Below are 22,234 nucleotides of genomic sequence, written 5' to 3'. Positions count from 1 at the left end.
TGTATGATAGAGTGTTTGATAATTACGTATAATATGTTTATAAAGCAAAAATTTAATAAATCCTTTTAAAAGCCATGTAAAAAAATTATAAAATAGAGGTGGATTTATGAAGGATATTGTGGACATGCATGTACATACTAGTGCATCTGATGGTATTTTTTCACCTGCAGAAATTGTAGGTTGGGCAAAAAAGCTCGGGCTAAAGGGTGTTGCTATAACAGATCATGATACCGTTGATGGAATCAAAGAAGCTGTAAAGGCTTCAGAAAAATATGATGATTTTTTGGTGATACCTGGTATAGAATTTAGTACTTTATATAATAAGGTTGAAATACATATATTAGGATATTTTATAGACTATAAGCATCCAGATATGATTCGTATTACAGAAAAAATTAAAAATTATAGGTCAAAAAGAGCAGCATTGATCATAAATAAGCTAATAAAATTGGATTATGATCTTAATGTTTCAGAAGTGAAGGCTTTATCAAAAGAAGGAGCTATTGGTAGACCACATATAGCTAGACTGCTTGTGAAAAAGGGATATGTATCTTCTGTTCAAGAAGCTTTTGAAAAACTACTGCAAAAAGGAAAGCCTGCATATGTTGAACGGTTTAAGTTAACTGTTGATGAGGCAATCCATATTATTAAAAAGAGTAAAGGAATACCTGTTTTAGCACATCCGGGATTAATAGCTGCTGGAGTAGATATAGAACAGATCATTCAAAAGGGAATAAAGGGAATAGAGGTTTATCATTCAAAACATTCTAAGGTTCATAATAAAATTTATTTAGAACTTGCGAAAAAATATAATCTCTTTGTCACAGGAGGGTCTGATTATCATGATGAAATGGTAGACGGTATTCCTGCTATTGGAAGAGTTTTTGTCTCTTATGATTTAGTAAAAGAAATGAAAAAGTATTTTTTTGAAGGATTTTAAAGAAAAATGTAGAATACAAATATCCTAATGCTAAAACTGAAAGGAGCAAAAAAATTGGCAAAGGTTTATGAAAATCCACTTATTACAAGATATGCGAGTAAAGAAATGACAGAGCTTTTTTCTTCAGATGAAAAATTTAAAACGTGGAGAAAGCTTTGGATTGCTCTTGCAGAGGCTGAGAAGGAATTAGGTTTAAAGATCTCTCAAGAGCAAATAGAAGAAATGAAAAAATATTGTGATAATATTAATTATGATGTGGCGAAAAAGAGAGAAAAAGAAACAAGACATGATGTAATGTCTCATGTGTATGCTTTTGGTGTACAATGTCCTAAGGCTAAGCCTATTATACATCTTGGGGCAACAAGTGCTTATGTTGGTGATAATACAGATATTATTATTATGAAAAGAGCTATGAATATTATAAGAAAAAAAATGATTAATCTTTTAAACAAGATTTCTAAATTTGCAATAGAGTATAAAGAGCTACCTACTCTAGGGTTTACCCATTTCCAACCTGCACAGCTTACTACAGTTGGAAAAAGAGCAACTCTTTGGATGATGGATCTTTTAATGGATTATGAGGATATTGAAAATGTATTATCTGGTATAAAAATGAGAGGTGTGAAAGGAACAACTGGTACTCAAGCTAGCTTTTTAAAATTATTTGATGGAGACCATGAAAAGGTAAAAAAATTAGATAAGCTTGTAGCAAAGAAGCTGGGCTTTGAAAAAACTTTTCCAGTAACAGGACAAACATATTCAAGAAAATTAGATTATAAAGTAATATCTATTTTAAGTGCTATTGCACAAAGTACTCATAAGATGACAAATGACATAAGACTTCTTCAGCATTTAAAAGAAGTAGAGGAACCTTTTGAATCTACACAAATTGGGTCTTCTGCTATGGCGTATAAAAGAAATCCTATGAGAAGTGAAAGAGTAGCATCACTTTCTAGACATGTTATAGCATTAACTATGAATCCAGCTATGACAACTTCTACACAGTGGTTTGAAAGAACTTTGGATGATTCTGCCAATAGAAGAATTTCTATACCTGAAGCATTTTTAGCTGTAGATGCTATACTTGAAATCTGTATCAATATAACTTCTGGATTAGTAGTTTATGAAAAGGTAATTCATCAGCATGTTATGAATGAACTTCCATTTATGGCAACAGAAAATATTATTATGGAGGCTGTAAAAAAAGGTGGAGATAGACAGGAGCTTCATGAAAAGATTAGGGTTCATTCTATGGAAGCTGCAAAAAAGGTAAAACAAGAAGGGAAAGAAAATGATCTGTTAATAAGAATTGCAAATGATGAAACCTTTGGACTTACTAAAGAAGAAATTAGTAGCTTGATGGATCCAAAGCTTTTTATAGGTAGAGCATCACAGCAGACGGTTGAGTTTGTAGAAGAATATATTCAGCCTATATTAGATGATAATAAAGAGCTATTGGGTATAGAGGTTGATTTGAAGGTGTAAAATTAAAATAAAATTAAGAAATGCCATTTATCTGCTGGTTTTAATTACCATAGATGGATGGCATTTTGCAATATATTGAAAAAAATATATATAATATGTATAATGGTTGTGATATAATAAGCTTTGTGAAGCTTTAGTATTATTTATAAAAAAAGAAGAAATACTAAAGAAAAAACAACTGGAGGAAATATATGTTAACCAAAGGGATTGCAAGAATTGATAAAAAAACGAAAGAACTTGTTAAGAGGTTGAATCCAGGCGAAATTGCAGTGATTAATCATGAAGATATAGATGAAGTAGCGGCGAATTCTTTAGTGATGTGTAAACCATGTATGGTGATCAATGCTGCTGAATCTATTAGTGGAAGATATCCTAATTTAGGTCCCGAAATTTTAGAAAAAGCAGGAATTCCTATTTTAGATCATATAGGGAATGAATTGTTTTCTAAGATCAAGGAAGGGGATCTTTTAGAGATTAAAGATAATAAAATATATATAGATGAGAAATATATTGGTGCTGGAACTATGTTGACAAAAGAGCTAATAAAGGAACAGCTAGAAGCAACTAGTCAAAATTTCCAAAAGGAACTAGATAAATTTATAGAAAATACATTAGAATATGCAAAAAAAGAAAAAGATATGCTATTAGAAAATTTAATTATACCTAAAGTAAATACAAAGTTTAAAGGAAGACATACATTAGTTGTTGTAAGAGGACAAAATTATAAAGAAGATTTGCATGCCATAAGGTCATATATTGAAGAATTTAATCCAATACTTATTGGTGTGGATGGTGGTGGAGATGCTCTTATGGAATGCGGATATATTCCAAATATGATTGTTGGAGATATGGACAGTGTTTCTGATGAATGTTTAAAAGCTTGTGAAGAAATAGTTGTACATGCTTATCCAAATGGGGAAGCACCAGGACTAAAAAGGATAGAAGCTTTAGGTCTTAAGAGTGTAGTATTTCCAGCTCCAGGAACAAGTGAGGATATTGCTATGTTGCTTGCATTTGAGAATGAGACTGAACTTATTGTAGCTGTAGGGACACATTCAAATATGGTTGATTTTCTTGAAAAAGGAAGAAAGGGAATGGCAAGTACTTTTCTTGTGCGATTAAAGGTTGGCTCAAAGCTTGTCGATGCAAAAGGTGTTAATAAATTATATAGAGAAAGTGTAAAATTCAAACATTTTGTAGGGCTTGCATTTGGTGCAATGATTCCTATATTTATTGTTGGTGCGTTATCACCTACTGTTCAACAGTTATTTAAATTATTTCTTATAAAATTAAAATTTATTTTTCCAATGGAATTGTTAGGGAGGTATCACATTTGGTAATCAATTTAAAATATTATGTAATAACCATTGTTGCAATATTTTTAGCTATAGGAATAGGTATATTTATTGGTATTATGCTAGATGGACAAGATCTAATTGTAGAGCAACAAAAGGAGATTGTTGCACAGCTTGAAAGTAAATTTGACGAATTTAAAATTAAACAGGATAGTTTGCAAGAAAAAATAGATTTGTTAACTCTAGAAAAAAATAAGAGTGAAAAATTTATCAATACAATTTATCCAGAACTTGTAAAAGATAAATTAAAGGATTTAAATGTCATTGTTTTAGAAACTAGTGAGCATTATGATTATTCAGGAATTAATGATGCTTTTAAAAAAGCGGGAGTAAGAAGTGTAACAAATATTATTATGAAAGAAAGCAATGATGAAGAATTATCAGCTTTGGCAGAGGAATTTAATTTATCAGGAGATTCAAAAGAAGATTTGCAAATAAAAATCATTAATAAATTTTGTAATGTATTGATCTCTGGAAATGATATAGAATTTATAAAAAAATTAAAAGAAAAGAAAATCATTGACTATACAGATGAATTGGTTGGTCCTGCTGATTATATTGTCATAGCAGGAGGAAGCATAGATGAACAGAAGAGTATATTGCATAAAATAGATATACCGATGATTACCTATCTAAAAAGTAAAAATATCCCTGTAGTGGCTGTTGAAAAATTAGAGGTTGCTTATTCTAACATAGATGAGTATAAAAAGCTTAGAATATCAACAGTAGATAATGTAGACACGATTATGGGGAAAATCTCTATGTTAATGGTAGTTAGTGGTCAAGAAGGACATTTTGGTGAAAAAGAAACTGCAGAAAGCTTAGTTCCAGAAGGATTCATAAAAGCAGACTAGGAGTTGATTATGTGTCTAAGTGCATTACTGTTTTAGTACCAGCATATAATGAAGGGGATAGAATAAAGGATACAATTGATGCAATTAAAGCTTCAAATTATGTAGATAGAATTGTAATAATAGATGATGGATCAAAAGACAATACGTACACAATTGCTAAAAGTACCAATGTAGAAGTTTATCGCTTAGAGGAAAATCATGGAAAAGGATTTGCATTAAATTTTGGTATAGAAAAAGTATATAAGGAAAGTAGTATTATTGTTTTTTTAGATGGAGATCTTAAAGAAACTGCATCTGAGGTTGATAAATTAGTTGTTCCTATATTAGAAGGTCAGGCAGATGTAACAATTGCAAAATTTCCAGCTGCAAAGAAAAAGGGTGGTTTTGGATTAGTTAAAAATCTTGCAAGGTATGGTGTGAAATTCTATACAGGACATACGATATATACTTCTCTTTCAGGACAAAGAGCCTTTAAAACAGAGGTTCTTAGAAGATTTGAAAAAATGCCTACTGATTATGGTGTTGAGGTAGGAATGACGATTGATATTTTAAATATGGGATATCGAATTAAAGAAGTCGATGTGAATATGACTCATAGGGAGACGGGAAGGGATTTTAAAAGCTTTGTCCATAGAGGGAAACAGTTTTATCAAATACTATTAACATTGCTTCGAAAGCATAAAGAGGTGATGAGGTGATATTTATAAGCGTTTTTTGTTTAGGAATAGGCTTTATCTTTACTAAATTCATTATTCCCATGTTCATGAAATTGTTATATGATACAGCATGTGTAAAGAGTAATTATAAAGGAGAAAATATTCCTGTAGGAATGGGACTCATATTTATCCCTGTTGTTACTGTAAATGTTATTTTTTTATTATCTTGGATAAACGGAAGCAGGATTATTTATGGTATTATTTTTTTAATTGGAATTTTAGCTATGGGGTTTTCTGGATTGTTAGATGATTTACTAGGGAATAGAAGTGTTACAGGTCTTAAGGGACATTTTAAAAAGATGTTAAAGCTTGAGTTAACAACAGGAGGATTTAAAGCTGCTTTTGGAGGATTAATTGCATTTACAATTAGTATGATTATTTCTAAAGATATTATAGATATTTTTATCAATACATTGATTGTAGCTCTTTTTACTAATTTTATTAATTTACTAGATTTAAGACCAGGTAGAGCTTTAAAAGGATTTTTAGTTACAGGTGTGATTTTAGTTATAAGTCCTATTAATGAAATATTTTGCTTTTTATTGCTTGGGCTAATAGGTTCTTCATTAGCGTATATACCATATGATTTAAAAGCAAAATCTATGATGGGAGATGTAGGGTCAAATATTTTAGGGATTTCTTTAGGAATTGTATCTATTAGTTTAAGCTTTCCTGTAAGAATGATTATACTAGGATTTTTAATTTTATTACATCTTTATACGGAGAAGTATTCTTTAACAGAAACCATTCAAAGGGTGAAAATATTAAAGTATTTTGATGAAATAGGTAGATAAAAAATATCTGCCTTTTTCTTTAATAGAAATATTTATATGAAAAGAGGGAAGCCATTGATAGGAATAAAAATTGGAAAGGCTATAAAAATTTTGAATAAAGATGATAACAAGGTTGAAGTTTTAGTGAAAATAAATAATACAGATTACAAGGCTATAAATTATAATAGGCTTACGGGCTGTGTAGATATTGGTGATCATTTATTATTAAATACTACTGCAGTAGATTTAAGTCTTGGAACGGGTGGATATCATTTTGTCATATCTAATTTAGATAAACCTGATCAAGATATATCAGAGGGTGGACATATAATGAAATTAAGATATACTCCTTATCAATTGAAAGTATTTGCTGCAGAAGAACAAGGAAGTAAATATCATGAGGTTTTTAAAAAGTTCAAATCTTTAGACGATATGCCTGTGATTGTAGGAACATTACATAGTATGTTGCCTCCGATGATAGAAATGATAAAATTTATGAATCCAGATATAAAAATTGCTTATATTATGACAGATGGAGCAGCACTCCCTATATATTTAAGTAATATTGTAAAGAGATTAAAAGAAAAAGAGTTAATAAATGGAACAATAACTATTGGAAATGCTTTTGGAGGAGATTTAGATTGTATAAATATCTATAATGGTCTTATTGCAGCAAAAGAAATACTAAAATGTGATATAGCTATTGTAACAATGGGACCAGGTATTGCTGGAACAGGAACTAAATATGGTTTTAGCGGAATAGAGCAAGGGTATGTGATTGATGCTGTAAATGATTTAGGAGGAATTCCTATTGCTGCTTTAAGAATAAGCTTTGCAGATAAAAGAAAAAGGCATAAAGGGATTAGCCATCATACTATTACTGTACTTGATAAAATAAGTAAGACGCAGGCGATTGTATGTATTCCTAAATTTGAAAATAGCAAAAAAGAATATATTTGTTCTCAGTTAAAAGAGACAACAATCCAAAAAAAACATAAAATAATATATATGGATATTGGTAATGCTATAGATGTTCTAAAAAATTCAACATTGAATATGCGTACAATGGGAAGAAATTTTATGGAAGACCAAGAGTACTTTATTACAGTTGCTCTAGCAGCAAAATTAGGAGTTATGACTTTAAATGATCCTCAATTAAAGATGTTACGGTAGTGTATTCATTAGAAAGCTCTTCTAGAATCTCTAATAAATCAGAAACTTTACCAATAAGATAAAATTGATTAGTAGTTATGACTTTATACATTTTATCACATCCTTATATTTTGTTATTATATTATATGGTAGCTTGTCTTAAAATATTCCTTATGGAGGTGAAGATTATGATACCAAATGAGATTACTATTAAGTCTGATAGGATTTATGAAGGAAAGATGATTCAGTTACGCGTAGATACAGTTTTATTACCAGGAGAAAAACAAGCAACTAGAGAAATAGTTGAACATCCTGGAGCAGTAGCTATTGTACCAATTACAGAGGATAATAAAATTATTATGGTAAAACAGTTTAGAAAGCCAGTGGAAAGTATTTTATTAGAGGTTCCAGCAGGTAAAATAGATAAAGATGAAGAACCTTTATCTTGTGCTATTAGAGAATTAAAAGAAGAAACTGGATATGAAGCAAAAAATATGCAGTTTTTATTTAGCTTCTATACATCACCAGGATTTTCAAATGAGAGAATATATCTATACTTAGCAAAAGATCTTATTAAAGGAAAAGCTTCTCCTGATGAAGATGAACATATAGAAATGGAATGTATAGATATGGATAAGTTAGTAAGTATGGTTTATGATGGGAAAATAAAAGATAGTAAAACTATTTTGGCAATTTTAGCAGCAAAAGATTTACTCAAATAATAATATGATATGTATAAAAAATATAAGACAAGTCATAATATGTCCCCTTCTTGCATAAGATTTTACAAACAAAAGATATGTGAGAGGGGGATTTGTTTTGCTCAAAAGATTTGGGAATTTAGCATTCAAGCATATACAAGGTAATGGCGTGATATATTTTTTTGTATGTATGTTTTTTATTATAGGTATTTCATCTGGAGCTTTTACCGTAAAAGCTTTGGGTGATTATCAAAAACAGGAATTAATTAGTTATATGAAAAATTTTTTTCAGGTTTTAAGTAATAAACCTATTGATGCTTCCTCTGTATTAAAACAATCACTAATTAATAATTTACAGACGGCAGCTTTGATTTGGATTCTTGGGATAACAGTTATAGGGATGCCTCTTATATTATTATTAGTTGCTATAAGAGGATTAATTATAGGTTTTACAGTTGGTTTTTTGGTAGAACAACTTGGATTTAAAGGAGTTATTTTTTCTCTTATTTCTATATTTCCTCAAAATTTACTCATAGTACCAAGCATTATTATTATTGCTGTTATTGGTATTGGATTTTCCAAAATGCTTATTGGAAATAAATTAAGAAAGTCTTATAACGTACACAATAGCACCTTGAAACAGTTTGTTTTATATAGTACAATTAATGCTTCAATTTTCTTTTTTATTATACTAGGTTGTATAATTGAAGCTTATGTAACACCTGTATTTATGAAAATATTTTCTAAGTATATGTGATTTTGGGGGATTAAGAGATGACTAAGTATTTGAACTTGTTTTTAAAAATTATATTGATTTTAATCATATTTTCTATTTTATTACCTCAATTTATTGATCATCTAATTCATATGTATATAATGCAAGAAAGAAACGAGCCTCATAGAGGAAACAGTACTTTTGTATCAAAAGTTTATATAGAAGAAAATCATTTTGAGGAATATTTTTCTCAAATGTTAAAATGTTTTATAAAATAATGAAAAGATTAGAGGATTTTTATTAGATATGTTGAATAATATCCAAAGGTGGATTTACAAACAAAGGAGATAAGTTTTATGAATATTTATTTAGATGGTTTTACCCATTACTTAGCTCATGAAAAAGAAGTATCTAAAAATACTTTAGAGTCTTATAAAAGAGATATTTCACAATTTATAGATTTTTTTAAAGACAAAAATATAGAACATATTAAGGATATTAATAAAACAACAATCATTACATATTTATTATATTTGCAAAAAATAGGAAAGGCTACATCTACTATTTCAAGAAATCTTGCATCTATTCGTTCGTTTTGTAAATTTTTATTAAACGAAAAATATATTGATAAAGACCCAACAATTCATTTAGAATCTCCTAAATCAGAGAAGCGATTACCTGCTGTTTTGACGTTAAAAGAAGTTGAATTATTATTGGCTCAGCCTGATGAGAACAGTGCGAAAGGTATAAGAGATAAAGCTATGTTGGAACTTTTATATGCAACGGGTATACGTGTGTCTGAATTAGTAGCATTAGATCATTCACATGTAAATTTAGATATGTCATATATTAAATGTTGTAATAACCATTTAAAAGAAAGAATTATTCCTATTGGGTCTATGGCTAAAAAGGCTCTAGAAAAATATATAAAAACTGTTCGAAATAATATTGTGAAAGAGGAAACAGAGAAGGCTTTGTTTGTGAATTATTGTGGGACAAGATTAACACGACAAGGTTTTTGGAAGATTATAAAGAAATATACTCAAAAAGCAAAAATTGATAAAAAAATTACGCCACATACTTTAAGACATTCTTTTGCAACTCATTTATTGCAAAATGGTGCTGACTTAAAATCCGTTCAAGAAATGCTAGGTCATTCGGATATTTCTACAACACAAATATACACCCTTCTTACAAAAAGTAAAATTAAAGAAGTTTATAATAAAACACACCCAAGAGCCTAAAAAGGCTCTTTTTATAGCCAATTATTTCATGTAATGCGATAAATGTCCTCTGACGTATAACAAAAGTAATAGGTGGAAAAGATAAGATTAAACAAACTTAGCAAGGAGGACTTTATATGAAATTAAAAAGCAGTAAAAAAATTGTTTTTTTGATATGCTTTATGTTGATTTTTAGCAATTTTAGTTTGTTGGTTAATGCTGAAGAATTTGATGTAGATGCTAAGGCTGCAATTTTAATGGATGCTTCTAGTGGAAGAATAATATATGCAAAAAATATACATGATAAGCTTCCACCTGCTAGTGTAACAAAAATAATGACAATGGTACTGACTATGGAAGCTATTCAAAAAGGAGTTGTTTCCTTAGAAGATAAAGTGGTTATTAGTGATCGAGCTTCATCTATGGGAGGAAGTCAGCTTTATCTAGAGCCTGGTGAAGAAAAAACAGTAGAGGAGCTTTTAAAAGGTATTGCAGTAGCTTCTGCAAATGATGCTTGTGTTGCTTTAGGTGAGCATATTAGTGGAACAGAAGAGATGTTTGTAAAAAAAATGAATGAAAAAGCAAGAGAGCTTGGAATGAAGGATACACAATTTATGAATACAAATGGATTACCTCAAGAGGGGCATTATACAAGTGCTTATGATATTGCATTAATGTCTAAAGAATTGCTTAAGTATCCTAAGATTCATGAGTATTTGACTATTTGGATGTCAACAATGAAGGTGGGTTTAAAAAATAAAAGGCAGACAAATTTACAGCTTACAAATACTAATAAACTTATTAGAACTTATCCTGGAGCAAATGGAATAAAAACTGGATATACTGCTGATGCTAAATATTGTTTATCTGCTTCAGCTACAAAAAATGGTCTTACATTAATTGCTGTGATTTTAGGAAGTCCTACGTCTAATATAAGATTTAATGAAGCTAAAAAATTATTAAATTATGGATTTGCTGCTTATAGTAGTGTTCTGATTGCAAGAAAAAATCAAATTATAGATGAGATAATAGTTGAAAAAGGAAAAGAGGAAAAGGTTAATGCTGTTGCAAAAGATGATTTGAGTGTTTTAGTTAAAAAAGGGGAAGAAAATAAAGTCCAAAAGGAGATTATATTACCAAAGAGTATAAAAGCTCCATTTAAAGAAAATGAAAAGATAGGGGAGATCATACTTACAAAAGATGGACAACAAATCGGCAAAGTTGATATTGTAACAGAAAAAGGTATTAAAGGAGCTAATTTTGTAGATATGTTCTCAAAATTAATGAAAGAAAATATATGATTAGTGTGAAGTAAAAGAAGTAATTATAAAAAATCAGTAATTACTTCTTTTTTATGTTTTTTTCAATATTGTTAAGTGTGGTATAATAATATAGCATATTAAATCATTTAAACTTAAATAAAGCAGGTGAAGATATGTCATATAATGTGAAACTTGAAGTTTTTGAAGGTCCTTTTGATTTACTATTTCATCTTATCGAGAAATCAAAAGTAGATATATATAATATACCTATTAAAGACATAGCAGAGCAATATGTTCAATATATTGAAGACATGAAAAAATTTGATTTAGAAATAACTAGTGAATTTTTGGTAATGGCAGCAACTCTTATAGAAATAAAGTCAAAAATGCTTTTACCGAAAAAACAAGAAAAGCAAATTGAAATGGAGCTTGACCAAGAAGATCCGAGACAAGACTTAGTAAAACGATTGATAGCATATAAAAAATATAAAAATATAGCTTCAAAATTAAAGGATCGTGAGGAAGTTTACACAAAGATTTTCTATAAGCAGCCAGAACAATTTGATGAATTTTTAAAAAGTAATGAAAAAGAAGTAGAAGATTTAGAAATAAAAGATCTTGTAAAGGCTTTTAATCGTCTTATTTCTAGACGAAAAAAAGTATCTGAATCTAATGTTATAGATATAAGAAAAATCAAAAGGGAAGAGATTACTATAGAGGACAAAATTGAGCAAATAAAAAAATTCTTTAAAGAGCATGTTGCGTTAGCTTTTGAAGAATTGTTTGCAAATCCTTTTGATAGAAATGAAATCGTTGTAACTTTTTTAGCATTATTAGAGTTAATTAAATTAAAATTTATTGTAGTACAACAAAATAAAATATTTGGAGATATTGTTGTGAAGAGAAATATTATAAGTAATGAGGTGCAGTAAAAATGGAAGAAAAAGAGGTTAAATCAATTATTGAGGCTATGTTGTTTGTATGGGGAGATCCTTTAAATATAAAATTGGTTGCTGATACATTAGATTTACCACCTGAGTTTATAAGAAAATGTTTGATCGATTTAAAAAAAGAATATGAGATTAATGATAGAGGAATACAAATAATAGAAGTAAATAATCATTTCCAATTGTGTACAAATAATAAGTATTTCGATTATATTCAAAAGCTATGTGCACCTGCTCAAAATAAGGGACTAACCCAAGCAGCACTAGAAGTATTGGCAATTGTAGCATATAATCAGCCTATTACAAGACCTGAAATTGAAGCGATACGAGGTGTAAAAAGCGATAAAGCGATTAATACACTTATAGAAAAAGAATTGATTGCAGAAACTGGAAGGCTTGAAAAAACAGGACGTCCTATTTTGTATGGTACTACTGATACTTTTTTAAAGTCTTTTGGATTAAATAGCTTGAAAGAATTACCAAGTCTTGAGGAATTTGAAAATTTAGATGTCACCGATAAATAATTTATCGGTGTTTATTTTTTTTAAAAGCAACATAGGAAGTGTATTTTTTTATATTATTGGAAAAAATATACTATATACTTTATACTGAGAGGTGGTGTTACAAATTTACATAAGTATCATGATCTTTGCTTTTTTTATGATTTTATTCTTTATATCTGTAATAATAGATATAAGAATTCTTAAGGATAACAAAGATGATAAAATTATTTTAGAATTTAAAACATTATTTAGCTTGGTTAAATATAAAATGGAGATTCCTTTTTTAGATTTAGCCATGAAAAAAAATGGAAGTCCTTTTTTAAAAATGAGTTCAGAAATAAAAAAAGGACAAATAGATGAATCGATAGATGAAAAAAAATCTATTATTAGTTTGGATGAAATGAAAAAAATTAATAATAAAATAAAACGTTTTTATCATTCTTATCATAATGTAATTCAATATATGCTTAGCAAAATAAAAATAAGTGATTTTTTATGGATTACAGAGTTTGGCATGAAAGATGCTGCAATTACTGGAATGATATCAGGAATATTTTGGGCAGTAAAAGGATATATTATTTCGATATTAAGAAATAATATGAATTGTAACAAAACCACTTTAAATATTGTTCCTATTTTTAATAGAGAAGTTTTTAAAACAACCCTTCACTGTATAATAAAGGTTAAAATAGGCTATATTATTATTGCAGGAATAAAGTATGGATATACATTTTTAATAAAGGACGGTGAATGTGATGGGTAGTCATCCAATAGAAGCATTAATGAAAACCACAATGGAAAGCTTAAAGGATATGGTAGATGTAAATACAATTGTTGGGGATCCTGTTGAAACGCCTGAGGGAACAGTGATTATTCCCATATCTAGAGTATCTTTTGGTTTTGCTTCAGGAGGAGGAGAATATACTGATAGAATGACTAAAGATGTTAATGATACAGAGACGAGTGAAAAATTACCTTTTGCTGGTGGGACTGGAGCGGGTGTTTCTGTACAACCTGTTGCTTTTATGGTTGTTGGAAATGGAGAAATGAAATTACTGCCAGTTGATCAGAATGCGAATATGCTAGATAGCTTGTTAAATTTTATGCCTAAATTTGTAGAAAAAATTCAAGGAATGGGCAATAAGAAAAATCAAAAAAAGGGAAAGAAAACAGAAGAAAATAATGAAAATACAGAAGAGTAAGGAGAAAGGCGCTATCCTTACTCTTTTATGTTTTATTTGTATTTTTTGGTGATAAGTAGTTCATACTAGCATTAGTTATTATAACAAATGGAGTGATCAATTTGAAAAAGAAACAAAGGTATATTTTGATTTTAATGATTATTTTTTTCACCATGCATACAACTATATGTATTGGTCAGAACATTTCTATATCAGCTAGCAGTGCAATTGTAATGGATGTAAAAACAGGAAGAGTCCTTTATAAGAAAAATATGAATAAAAAAATGCCTATGGCAAGTACTACAAAAATTATGACTGCATTATTAGGTTTAGAAAGATGTTCATTAGACCAGAAGGTAAAAATACCTAAAAATGCAGTAGGTGTAGAAGGATCATCTATTTACTTAAAATATGATGAAACTTTAAAAATGAAAGACTTAGTATATGGGCTTATGTTAAGATCTGGAAATGATGCCGCTGTAGCAATTGCAACCCATGTTTCAGGTTCTGTAGAAAAATTTGTTCAACTTATGAATGAAAGAGCAAAAAAATTGGGTGCGAATAATACAAATTTTGTAAATCCACATGGTCTGCATCATAAAGATCATTATACTACTGCTTATGATCTTGCTCTTATTACAAGAGAAGCTTTGATGAATCCAAATTTCAAAGAAATTGTAAAGACAAAGCTTTGGGTTGCTGAGCGAGAAGGCTATAAATATTTTTATAATAAAAATAAGACATTAAGTCAGTTTGAAGGTGGAGATGGTGTTAAGACAGGATATACAAAAGTAGCAGGAAGATGTTTAGTTACGTCTGCAACAAGAAATGGTGTACAGCTTATTTGTGTAGTATTAAATGATCCTAATTGGTTTCAAGATTCGTATGATTTATTAGAGAATGCATTTAATAGATATACACCATTTTATATAGTAAAAAAAGATATTGTTATTAAGACTATTGGTGTGGAAAATGGCAAAAAAAATAGTACTGGTGTGATTGTAAAGGAAGATATTATATTGCCTTTAAGCGATGAAGAAAAGGGAAAGATTCGTATAGTGTTAAAAATAAAAGAAAGTTACAAGGCACCTATAAAGAGAGGTCAAAAAATAGGAAAATTGAGGATATATCTTGAAGGAAATTTGTTATATTCGACAGAGATGATAGCCAGAGAGGATATTGAACAAAAAGATTTAAAAGATAAGATAAAGGATTTTATTAGGAGATAAAAGTAATAAAAATTTAACAAAATTGGTGGAACAAATTTTATATATAAAAAATACCCTATAATTATAGGGTATTTTTATTGCTTAAAATTGGAGGGATGTATATTGAGTGAAAGAGTTGGTTGTATAGATGCTGGAAGTGAATATTGTCCATGTTATTTAGCTGAAACAAATGATTGTTTAATTTGTTCTCATCTTCAGGGGAAAAGCTTTTGCGATTGTAATTGGAGCGGTGTATGTATATATCAAAATTTTTATTGGTATGGAAATAAAAAAAGTGATATCAGGACTGTAGTTGAAGGAAGGATTATCGAGAAAAAGAAGGTGCATGAAGAAATAGTAATTTTTAAACTAAAATGTACAAAAACTCTTGCAAGACAATTAAAGCAGCCAGGGTCTTATGTGTTTCTTAGAGATCCAGAAAAACCATATTTTTTTAGTGTACCTATGTCTATTATGGATTCAGATGAAAACACAGGAGAAATCCATATAGCTGTACAAATAATAGGTCCAAAGACGAAATCATTACTAAAATGTAAAGAAAAAATTTTAATAAAGGGACCTTATTGGAATGGTGTATTAGGTATAAAAAATTTAAAAACTACAAAAAAGGAAAACGTACTAATTGCTGCAAGGGGGATTGCACTAGCACCATCAGTACTTGCTATAAAATATTTATTAAAGAACAATAATAATATTACATTTGTAATTGATGCAGGTAAACTTGGAATGATTTTTGTGAATGATTATATAAAAGATTTGCCACTAAAAACAATTCAATTAAATTTTAAGAAAGAAGAGGGAATAAAAGAGTTTAGCAATATATTAGAAAAAGGAGATTATTCTCTTGTTTATAGTGCAGGCTCTGATAGATTTCATAAAAGAGTAGAACAGGCAATTGAAAATATAGGAAAAAATATGAAATTTGTTATCAGTAACAATAGTCACATATGTTGTGGAGAAGGTATTTGTGGTTCTTGTTCGAGCAAAACAAAAAATGGTAAAGTTGTAAAGATGTGCAAATGCCAGTTAGATGCTAAAGCTGTGTTAGAAGGGAGGAAGGTGAATGGCTAAAGTAGTTGTAATTGGAGGAGGTTGGGCAGGAGTTGCAGCTGCCATTACTGCCAAAAAAGCAGGAGCAGAGGTAACTGTCATAGAGAGAACAGATATACTTTTAGGATTAGGAAATGTGGGCGGAATTATGAGAAACAATGGAAGATATACAGCAACTGAAGAATGTATTTTGCTTGGAGGAAAAGAACTTTTTAATGTTACAGATAAGGCTTCAAGACATGTGAATATTGATTTTCCCGGTCATAAACATGCAAGTCTTTATGATGTATGTAAAGTAGAGCCTATGGTTAGAAGGTTATTAATAGAAATGGATATTCAAATACTCTTAAGGTCTAGAGCGATAGATGTAGATGTAGTGGATAATGCTATAAAGGGAATTGTACTACAAAATGGTGATGTTATTGAAGGTGATGTTTTTATTGAAACCACAGGCTCTACAGGACCTATGGGAAATTGCTTAAAATATGGTAATGGATGCTCTATGTGTATACTAAGATGTCCTTCCTTTGGACCTAGAGTAAGTATTAGTCAAAAAGCAGGAGTAGAAGATTTAGTAGGGAAAAGGAAAGATGGATCTTATGGTGCTTTTAGTGGATCTTGTAAGTTAAATAAAGATTCTTTAAGTCAAGAAATTATTGATCAATTAAATAAAAAGGGAGTAGTAATTTTACCTGTACCTAAAAAGGATATTAATACGAAAAAATTAGATATGAAGGTATGCCAGCAATATGCACTAAAGGAATATGCTGAAAATTTAATATTACTAGATACAGGTCATGCAAAACTAATGGCTCCATTTTATCCTTTAGAAAAGCTTAGACAATTTAAAGGCCTTGAAAATGCAAGATATGAAGATCCTTATGCTGGTGGAGTAGGAAACTCTATAAGGTATCTATCTATTGCTCCTAGAGATAATACTATGAAAGTTGAGAAATTAGATAATTTATTGTGTGCTGGAGAAAAAGCAGGACTTTTCGTAGGGCATACAGATGAATGTAATCCTAAAGTGCGACAATTGGGATTATTAGATTTTATTCTTTTTACATCCCCACAAAAAAACCTCTACAGTACCATGATATCCATTCCATGTAATTTTATCAACTAGATGATTGATGAGATTTCTTTTATCGTCAATATTGTCTAAAGTATCAAATAAGCTATGAAAATTCTCTAATGAGTGAATAACGAAATTAATATTTATATTTTTTTGATTATTTATTTCTTTTATATTTTTTTTAGTATCAAGTTTTTGTTTTAACTGATTATATTCTCTATCTAATTTTTCAATTTCTTTTATCAAATAGTTTGCAGCGATACTGTTTTTATTTTCAGACAATTGCTTGATTAAATTTTGAATAGCACTCTTTTTTGTATTGATTTGACTTTTTATATATTCTATTTCATGAGCAATTGCATGAAATGAGGCATTTTTATTTTGAAGCTCTTTTAATTCCTTTAATAGAGCATTTTTGTTAAAAGCTTTTAATTTTTTTATAACAATCTTTTCTAATTGATCGCCACGGACATTTTTATTATCACATCTTGTTTTTCCAGAGTTATTTTTTAAACTGCATGTATAATAATAGGCGCGATGATTAGTTCCTTTTATTTTATTGCCATATATTACACGCATGCCACTTCCGCATTTTGCACATTTTAATATACCTGTAAGAAGAGCTGTGTGAGATGTTCCAGTACGAGGTGCTTTTTCTTTATTTATTTTAAGAGTTTTTTGTATTAAAAGCCAGCGATCAGGTTCAATAATTCCTTCATGCTTTCCTACTGCTGCTATCCATTGAGAAGGCTCTTGCTTTTTTCCTTTTTGATTTTTATTATAAGTAAGAATACCATATTTCCCATTAGGCTTACCAGTTGTAGTTATTCCCAAGTGCTTGAGATAATCAAAAACTTCATCGTTTGACTTTACATATACAGGATTTGTCAATATATTATGAATGCTTTTTTTGTTTAAATCTCCTCCATTTTTACCTTTTATATTATTTGACAATAAGTATTTGCTTACTTGTGATAAAGATTTAGTTTCAAGGTATTTATCAAAAATTAATTTTATAATTTGCAGTTCTTCTTTAATTGGAGATAATTGATACATGCTTCTTTGTTTAAATTCTGCATCTAAATAAGTGATTTTTTTACTTTTATATCCTAAGGGTGTTTGTCCTCCAAGCCAATGACCAGACTTTGCAAGTTCTAACATATTATCGCGTATTCTTTCAGCAATAGTTTCACGCTCAAGCTGAGCGAATACTGCTGCAATGTTCATCATGGCACGACCCATAGGGGTAGAAGTGTCAAATTGTTCTCTAATACTGATAAATTCAATATTATATTCTTGAAGCTCTTCAATTAAACGAGCAAAATCTGCAATATTTCTACTGACACGATCTAGTCTATAGCATATAAGTATATCAAATTTTTTTGATCTTGCATCTTTAAGCATTTGTTGAAACATAGGTCTATTTGTAGTACCTCCAGAAAAGCCTTCATCCTCATATATAATATATGATGTGATTTCGTGCATTTTTGCATATTCTTTACACATTTGCACTTGATTTTCAACAGAATCACCTTTACCAGTAAATTTACTTTTTCTACTATATATAGCAGCTTTCATAGGATAGCCCCTTTCTGTTATATTGCATCCTACAAAATTTTATAAACTTATGAATTTATTTAGCTTGCCATATATATATATTAATGAGGAGGTTCTCATATGAGTAAGATTTTAAAAGTAATTATTTATGAACCTACTCAAGAAAATATAAATGAATATAATGAACGTGCAGCAAAAGCTTTGGCAAAAATACTATTTAAGAATATGTCATATAAAAATATGAATATGCTCATTAATACACTTGAAAAATACAATAAAGATAAGGTTGTAAAAGAGAAGTAATGTTTTATTTAAAAAAAAAAAGAAACTTATATCCTTAATATTGCAATTTGGTAAATAGAGTTGAAGCAATTGTTACAGGAAGTTTAGCAGGACATAATAGTGTTCGCTTAATAAAAGGAATACCACTTTTAGAGCTTCCAACAAATTTATGCATTGGTGATTTAATTGCATACGAACATAAAGAGTCTCAAACAGAAGAAGGAGTAAAAACAAGATATACTTTTGCAGGAGCTGATTATTTCAAAAGAATGAAGAATTTAAATTTGTATACTACAGATATAGAGGTATTAAAGAAAAAAATTGAGAGAATGAATTTGTTAAATATATTTGAAGAAAAGCTAATATAAAATATATTTTATGAAATTGCTTTTATATTATGATTATTTTTTAACTGTAAGGACCTTATTTTCCTTAAAATAAGAGGAGAATAGGATCCTTTATTTTAATAAAAATAATGTTAAAATATATTTAGACATTTTAATAACTTGTTTTGAAGGAGGATTATTATGACATCATGGAGAAGTAGAGGGCATCGTGGAGATTTATCTGAAAATGAAATAGATTTAACAAATGATTTATATAGAAGAAAAAAATTAGCATATATTAAGAAAAATCCAGTGCCTATAAAAGTAATTGATATTGATAAAAGAGGTATGATTACGAAGGGTTATTTTGAACAGAAGGCTTATGTAGATTACAGTGGGATTGCACAAAAAATTCCAATTGCATTTGACGTGAAAGAGACTGAATTAAAAAGTTTACCGTTAAGTAATATACATATTCATCAGATAGAGGATCTTAAGGAACATGCAGAGCAAGGTGGAGTAAGCTTTATATTGGTACATTTTAAAATGTATAATGAATATTATTTAATCCCATTAGAAATGCTTGAATACTATTACAATAATAGTTTACAAGGCGGGCGTAAATCAATACCATATGCTGATATGGATAAAAAGTTTAAAATTAAACGTGAATCTAATGGAATTATAAATTATTTACCTACTATTAATACGTATCTTAGTTCAAAAGAAGAATTAAAGAAAAAGTATACTGTATGAATTTAAAAATTAAGGCATATGAATTGAAAAAGTATTAAATAGCGTGTATAATTGAATGAATGAAATAAAAATTGCACAGTATTTTGTGCAATTTTTTCATTGTAAGAAATAGAAAGGAGGATGTTATACAAATTAGTTGTATAACAAATTAATTTGATTACAGTTACAGGTGTAGGATTAAGATTTGGAGATAAAAAATTATTTGAAGATGTTAATATTAAATTTACTCCAGGAAATTGTTATGGGGTTATTGGTGCAAATGGTGCAGGAAAATCAACTTTTTTAAAGATTTTATCTGGTGAGATTGAACCTAATGAAGGAAATGTTTCTATAACGCCAGGGGAGAGACTAGCTGTACTAAAGCAAAATCATTTTGAATTTGATGAATTCAATGTTTTAGATACAGTTATTATGGGACATAAAAGGCTTTACGAAATAATGACGGAAAAGGATGCTCTTTATCAAAAAGAAGATTTTACTGAAGAAGATGGTATAAAAGCATCAGAACTTGAAGCTGAATTTGCAGAATTAGATGGTTGGGATGCAGAAGTAAATGCAGAAAAGCTATTAATGGGTCTTGGAATCAACAAAGATCTACACTATAAAGCTATGAAAGAATTAAAAGGAGCTGAAAAGGTAAAAGTTTTGTTAGCTCAAGCCCTTTTTGGAAATCCTGATATTCTTTTACTAGATGAACCTACAAACCATTTGGATTTTAAAGCAATAAATTGGCTAGAAGAATTTTTGCTAGATTATCCAAATACAGTGATTGTAGTATCACATGATAGACACTTTTTAAATAAAGTATGTACACATATGGTAGATATTGATTTTGGCAAAGCTAAATTATTTGTGGGGAATTATGATTTTTGGTATGAATCTAGTCAATTAGCATTAAAGCTAATGAAGGAACAAAACAAGAAAAAGGAAGAAAAAATTAAAGAACTGCAATCCTTTATTGCAAGATTTAGTTCTAATGCGTCGAAGGCTAGACAAGCTACTTCAAGAAAAAAGCTTTTAGAAAAGATTACTATAGAAGATATACAACCATCATCTAGAAGATATCCATTTGTTGGATTTACTCCAAAAAGAGAAGCTGGAAAAGAAATTCTAACTATAAATGGAATTAGTAAAACTATTGATGGGGTAAAAGTGTTAAATAATATTTCATTTACTGTAAATAAAGGGGATAAAATTATACTTCTTGGAAGAAATGAAATCGCTAAGACTGTTTTGTTCAAAATTTTAATGGGTGAGATTGAGCCTGACGAAGGAACTTTTAGATGGGGAATTACTACTACGCAAGCTTATTTGCCAAAGGATAACGCAGAATATTTTGAAGATGTAGAGCTTAATTTGATAGATTGGTTAAGACAATATTCTGAAGAAAAATCAGAATCTTTTATTAGAGGCTTTTTAGGAAAGATGTTATTTTCAGGTGATGAACCTTTAAAAATGGCAAAGGTTCTTTCAGGAGGAGAAAAGGTAAGATGCATGTTTTCTAAATTAATGCTTTCAGGAGCAAATGTATTGCTTCTTGACGAACCTACCAATCATTTAGATCTAGAATCTATTCAAGCTGTAAATGATGGTTTGATTGCTTTTAAAGGGACTATGCTGTTTACATCTCATGACCATAAGTTTATTCAGACCATTGCAAATAGGGTTGTTGAAATCACACCAAATGGTATTTTTGATAAAGAAATTACTTTTGACGAATTTTTAGATGATAAAGAAATTCAAGATAGAATTAATAAAATGTATGAATAACATAGAGCAGGAGTAACTCCTGCTCTATGTTATTTTTATCAATAAATAAAAAGTATTAATACAAGCTACTTCCGAGTAGTTTAAAAGATATATGAATTACAAAAAACAAATTAACAAACTTTATAAAGCATTATTTTCAAATATTTTATATAATATAATAGCTAAGATTTCAGCAGGAACATAATATAAATTTACTAATGCATTTTTACAATTATCAACAGATAACATTGCTATCATATCCTTTATTATTATAATAATTTCTAATATATATTATGATTAAAAAGATTTGTATGTTACTATAGGTAAACAACATCAACATAAAAAAAAAGAAATATATAAAGATAAGTGAATGACTTCGATAACTTTTGTAAAAAAACTTACT

Annotated in this window: 25 protein-coding genes; 23 read left to right on the top strand and 2 right to left on the bottom strand. The window is 29.1% G+C overall.

The genetic code is table 11. From position 1 onward, the window contains the following. Positions 1-106 precede the first annotated feature (106 nt). The 7 genes from KVH43_RS12135 to KVH43_RS12105 all read left to right on the top strand — a co-directional run bounded on the left by KVH43_RS12135 (position 107) and on the right by KVH43_RS12105 (position 7,296). Positions 107-940: a PHP domain-containing protein gene (locus KVH43_RS12135; protein ID WP_218282781.1), complete on the top strand. Its 834-nt coding sequence runs from the start codon at positions 107-109 to the stop codon at positions 938-940. Between the two features lie 54 nt (positions 941-994). Beyond that, the gene (gene purB / locus KVH43_RS12130) at positions 995-2,425 is read left to right on the top strand and encodes an adenylosuccinate lyase (RefSeq protein WP_218282780.1); all 1,431 of its coding nucleotides are present in this window, start codon (positions 995-997) and stop codon (positions 2,423-2,425) included. Between the two features lie 191 nt (positions 2,426-2,616). Next, the gene (gene steA, locus KVH43_RS12125) at positions 2,617-3,765 is read left to right on the top strand and encodes a putative cytokinetic ring protein SteA (protein ID WP_218282779.1); all 1,149 of its coding nucleotides are present in this window, start codon (positions 2,617-2,619) and stop codon (positions 3,763-3,765) included. Then, positions 3,759-4,634: a copper transporter gene (locus tag KVH43_RS12120; RefSeq protein WP_218282778.1), complete on the top strand. Its 876-nt coding sequence runs from the start codon at positions 3,759-3,761 to the stop codon at positions 4,632-4,634. Before steA ends, KVH43_RS12120 begins: the two co-directional genes overlap by 7 nt. Positions 4,635-4,645: 11 nt before the next feature. Next, positions 4,646-5,332: a glycosyltransferase family 2 protein gene (locus tag KVH43_RS12115; RefSeq protein ID WP_218282777.1), complete on the top strand. Its 687-nt coding sequence runs from the start codon at positions 4,646-4,648 to the stop codon at positions 5,330-5,332. Beyond that, positions 5,329-6,144, top strand: coding sequence for an MraY family glycosyltransferase (locus KVH43_RS12110; protein WP_218282776.1), 816 nt, complete (start codon positions 5,329-5,331; stop codon positions 6,142-6,144). The genes KVH43_RS12115 and KVH43_RS12110 overlap by 4 nt, the downstream gene beginning before the upstream one ends. Before the next feature lie 54 nt (positions 6,145-6,198). After that, complete coding sequence (locus KVH43_RS12105; protein ID WP_255547766.1) at positions 6,199-7,296, top strand: DUF3866 family protein; 1,098 nt, start codon at positions 6,199-6,201, stop codon at positions 7,294-7,296. On the opposite strand, the gene KVH43_RS13320 is transcribed toward KVH43_RS12105, so the two are convergent. Then, the gene (locus tag KVH43_RS13320; protein ID WP_255547765.1) at positions 7,256-7,387 is read right to left on the bottom strand and encodes a hypothetical protein; all 132 of its coding nucleotides are present in this window, start codon (positions 7,385-7,387) and stop codon (positions 7,256-7,258) included. The genes KVH43_RS12105 and KVH43_RS13320 overlap by 41 nt on opposite strands. Before the next feature lie 76 nt (positions 7,388-7,463). On the opposite strand from KVH43_RS13320, the gene KVH43_RS12100 reads away from it, so the two are divergent. The 12 genes from KVH43_RS12100 (at position 7,464) to KVH43_RS12045 (ending at position 17,212) form a co-directional block, all read left to right on the top strand. Next, entirely contained in the window at positions 7,464-7,997 is a 534-nt protein-coding gene (locus tag KVH43_RS12100; protein WP_218282774.1) for an NUDIX hydrolase, read from the top strand. 97 nt (positions 7,998-8,094) lie between these two features. Continuing rightward, positions 8,095-8,733 carry a stage II sporulation protein M gene (gene spoIIM, locus KVH43_RS12095; RefSeq protein WP_218282773.1) on the top strand — a complete coding sequence of 213 codons (639 nt, stop codon included), beginning with the start codon at positions 8,095-8,097 and terminating at the stop codon, positions 8,731-8,733. 17 nt (positions 8,734-8,750) lie between these two features. Then, positions 8,751-8,969: a hypothetical protein gene (locus KVH43_RS12090; RefSeq protein WP_218282772.1), complete on the top strand. Its 219-nt coding sequence runs from the start codon at positions 8,751-8,753 to the stop codon at positions 8,967-8,969. 78 nt (positions 8,970-9,047) lie between these two features. Beyond that, positions 9,048-9,935: a site-specific tyrosine recombinase XerD gene (gene xerD, locus KVH43_RS12085; RefSeq protein WP_218282771.1), complete on the top strand. Its 888-nt coding sequence runs from the start codon at positions 9,048-9,050 to the stop codon at positions 9,933-9,935. Between the two features lie 116 nt (positions 9,936-10,051). After that, complete coding sequence (locus KVH43_RS12080; RefSeq protein ID WP_218282770.1) at positions 10,052-11,215, top strand: D-alanyl-D-alanine carboxypeptidase family protein; 1,164 nt, start codon at positions 10,052-10,054, stop codon at positions 11,213-11,215. A gap of 134 nt (positions 11,216-11,349) precedes the next feature. Continuing rightward, positions 11,350-12,108, top strand: a complete 759-nt coding sequence (locus KVH43_RS12075; protein WP_218282769.1) for a segregation/condensation protein A — start codon at positions 11,350-11,352, stop codon at positions 12,106-12,108. A 2-nt stretch (positions 12,109-12,110) separates the two neighbouring features. Continuing rightward, the gene (scpB, locus tag KVH43_RS12070; RefSeq protein ID WP_218282768.1) at positions 12,111-12,647 is read left to right on the top strand and encodes an SMC-Scp complex subunit ScpB; all 537 of its coding nucleotides are present in this window, start codon (positions 12,111-12,113) and stop codon (positions 12,645-12,647) included. Positions 12,648-12,741: 94 nt separating this feature from the next. Continuing rightward, positions 12,742-13,389, top strand: coding sequence for a DUF2953 domain-containing protein (locus KVH43_RS12065; RefSeq protein WP_218282767.1), 648 nt, complete (start codon positions 12,742-12,744; stop codon positions 13,387-13,389). Continuing rightward, the gene (ytfJ, locus tag KVH43_RS12060; protein WP_218282766.1) at positions 13,382-13,828 is read left to right on the top strand and encodes a GerW family sporulation protein; all 447 of its coding nucleotides are present in this window, start codon (positions 13,382-13,384) and stop codon (positions 13,826-13,828) included. Before KVH43_RS12065 ends, ytfJ begins: the two co-directional genes overlap by 8 nt. Before the next feature lie 101 nt (positions 13,829-13,929). After that, positions 13,930-15,036 (top strand): D-alanyl-D-alanine carboxypeptidase family protein, encoded by a 1,107-nt coding sequence (locus KVH43_RS12055; protein WP_218282765.1) that lies wholly within the window; start codon positions 13,930-13,932, stop codon positions 15,034-15,036. A 102-nt stretch (positions 15,037-15,138) separates the two neighbouring features. Further along, positions 15,139-16,107, top strand: coding sequence for a sulfide/dihydroorotate dehydrogenase-like FAD/NAD-binding protein (locus KVH43_RS12050; protein WP_255547764.1), 969 nt, complete (start codon positions 15,139-15,141; stop codon positions 16,105-16,107). Beyond that, positions 16,100-17,212 (top strand): FAD-dependent oxidoreductase, encoded by a 1,113-nt coding sequence (locus KVH43_RS12045; protein ID WP_218282764.1) that lies wholly within the window; start codon positions 16,100-16,102, stop codon positions 17,210-17,212. Before KVH43_RS12050 ends, KVH43_RS12045 begins: the two co-directional genes overlap by 8 nt. On the opposite strand, the gene KVH43_RS12040 is transcribed toward KVH43_RS12045, so the two are convergent. After that, entirely contained in the window at positions 17,132-18,739 is a 1,608-nt protein-coding gene (locus KVH43_RS12040) for a recombinase family protein (RefSeq protein ID WP_218282763.1), read from the bottom strand. The two genes, KVH43_RS12045 and KVH43_RS12040, sit on opposite strands and share 81 nt — an antisense overlap. A 99-nt stretch (positions 18,740-18,838) precedes the next feature. Here KVH43_RS12040 and KVH43_RS12035 point away from each other — a divergent pair, with 99 nt between their 5' ends. The 4 genes from KVH43_RS12035 (at position 18,839) to KVH43_RS12020 (ending at position 21,852) form a co-directional block, all read left to right on the top strand. Continuing rightward, positions 18,839-19,021: a hypothetical protein gene (locus tag KVH43_RS12035; RefSeq protein ID WP_218282762.1), complete on the top strand. Its 183-nt coding sequence runs from the start codon at positions 18,839-18,841 to the stop codon at positions 19,019-19,021. Between the two features lie 47 nt (positions 19,022-19,068). Continuing rightward, positions 19,069-19,368 carry a hypothetical protein gene (locus tag KVH43_RS12030; protein ID WP_218282761.1) on the top strand — a complete coding sequence of 100 codons (300 nt, stop codon included), beginning with the start codon at positions 19,069-19,071 and terminating at the stop codon, positions 19,366-19,368. Positions 19,369-19,527: 159 nt separating this feature from the next. Then, positions 19,528-20,082, top strand: a complete 555-nt coding sequence (locus KVH43_RS12025) for a Holliday junction resolvase RecU (RefSeq protein WP_218282760.1) — start codon at positions 19,528-19,530, stop codon at positions 20,080-20,082. 153 nt (positions 20,083-20,235) lie between these two features. Continuing rightward, entirely contained in the window at positions 20,236-21,852 is a 1,617-nt protein-coding gene (locus tag KVH43_RS12020; protein ID WP_218282759.1) for an ABC-F family ATP-binding cassette domain-containing protein, read from the top strand. Positions 21,853-22,234: the final 382 nt, after the last annotated feature.

It is taken from the genome of Crassaminicella indica (assembly GCF_019203185.1).
In the GTDB taxonomy this organism is placed as follows: Bacteria; Bacillota; Clostridia; order Peptostreptococcales; family Thermotaleaceae; genus Crassaminicella; species Crassaminicella indica.
Note: the sequence above shows the minus strand (reverse complement) of the source record. Positions and strands in the feature narration are given on the sequence as shown.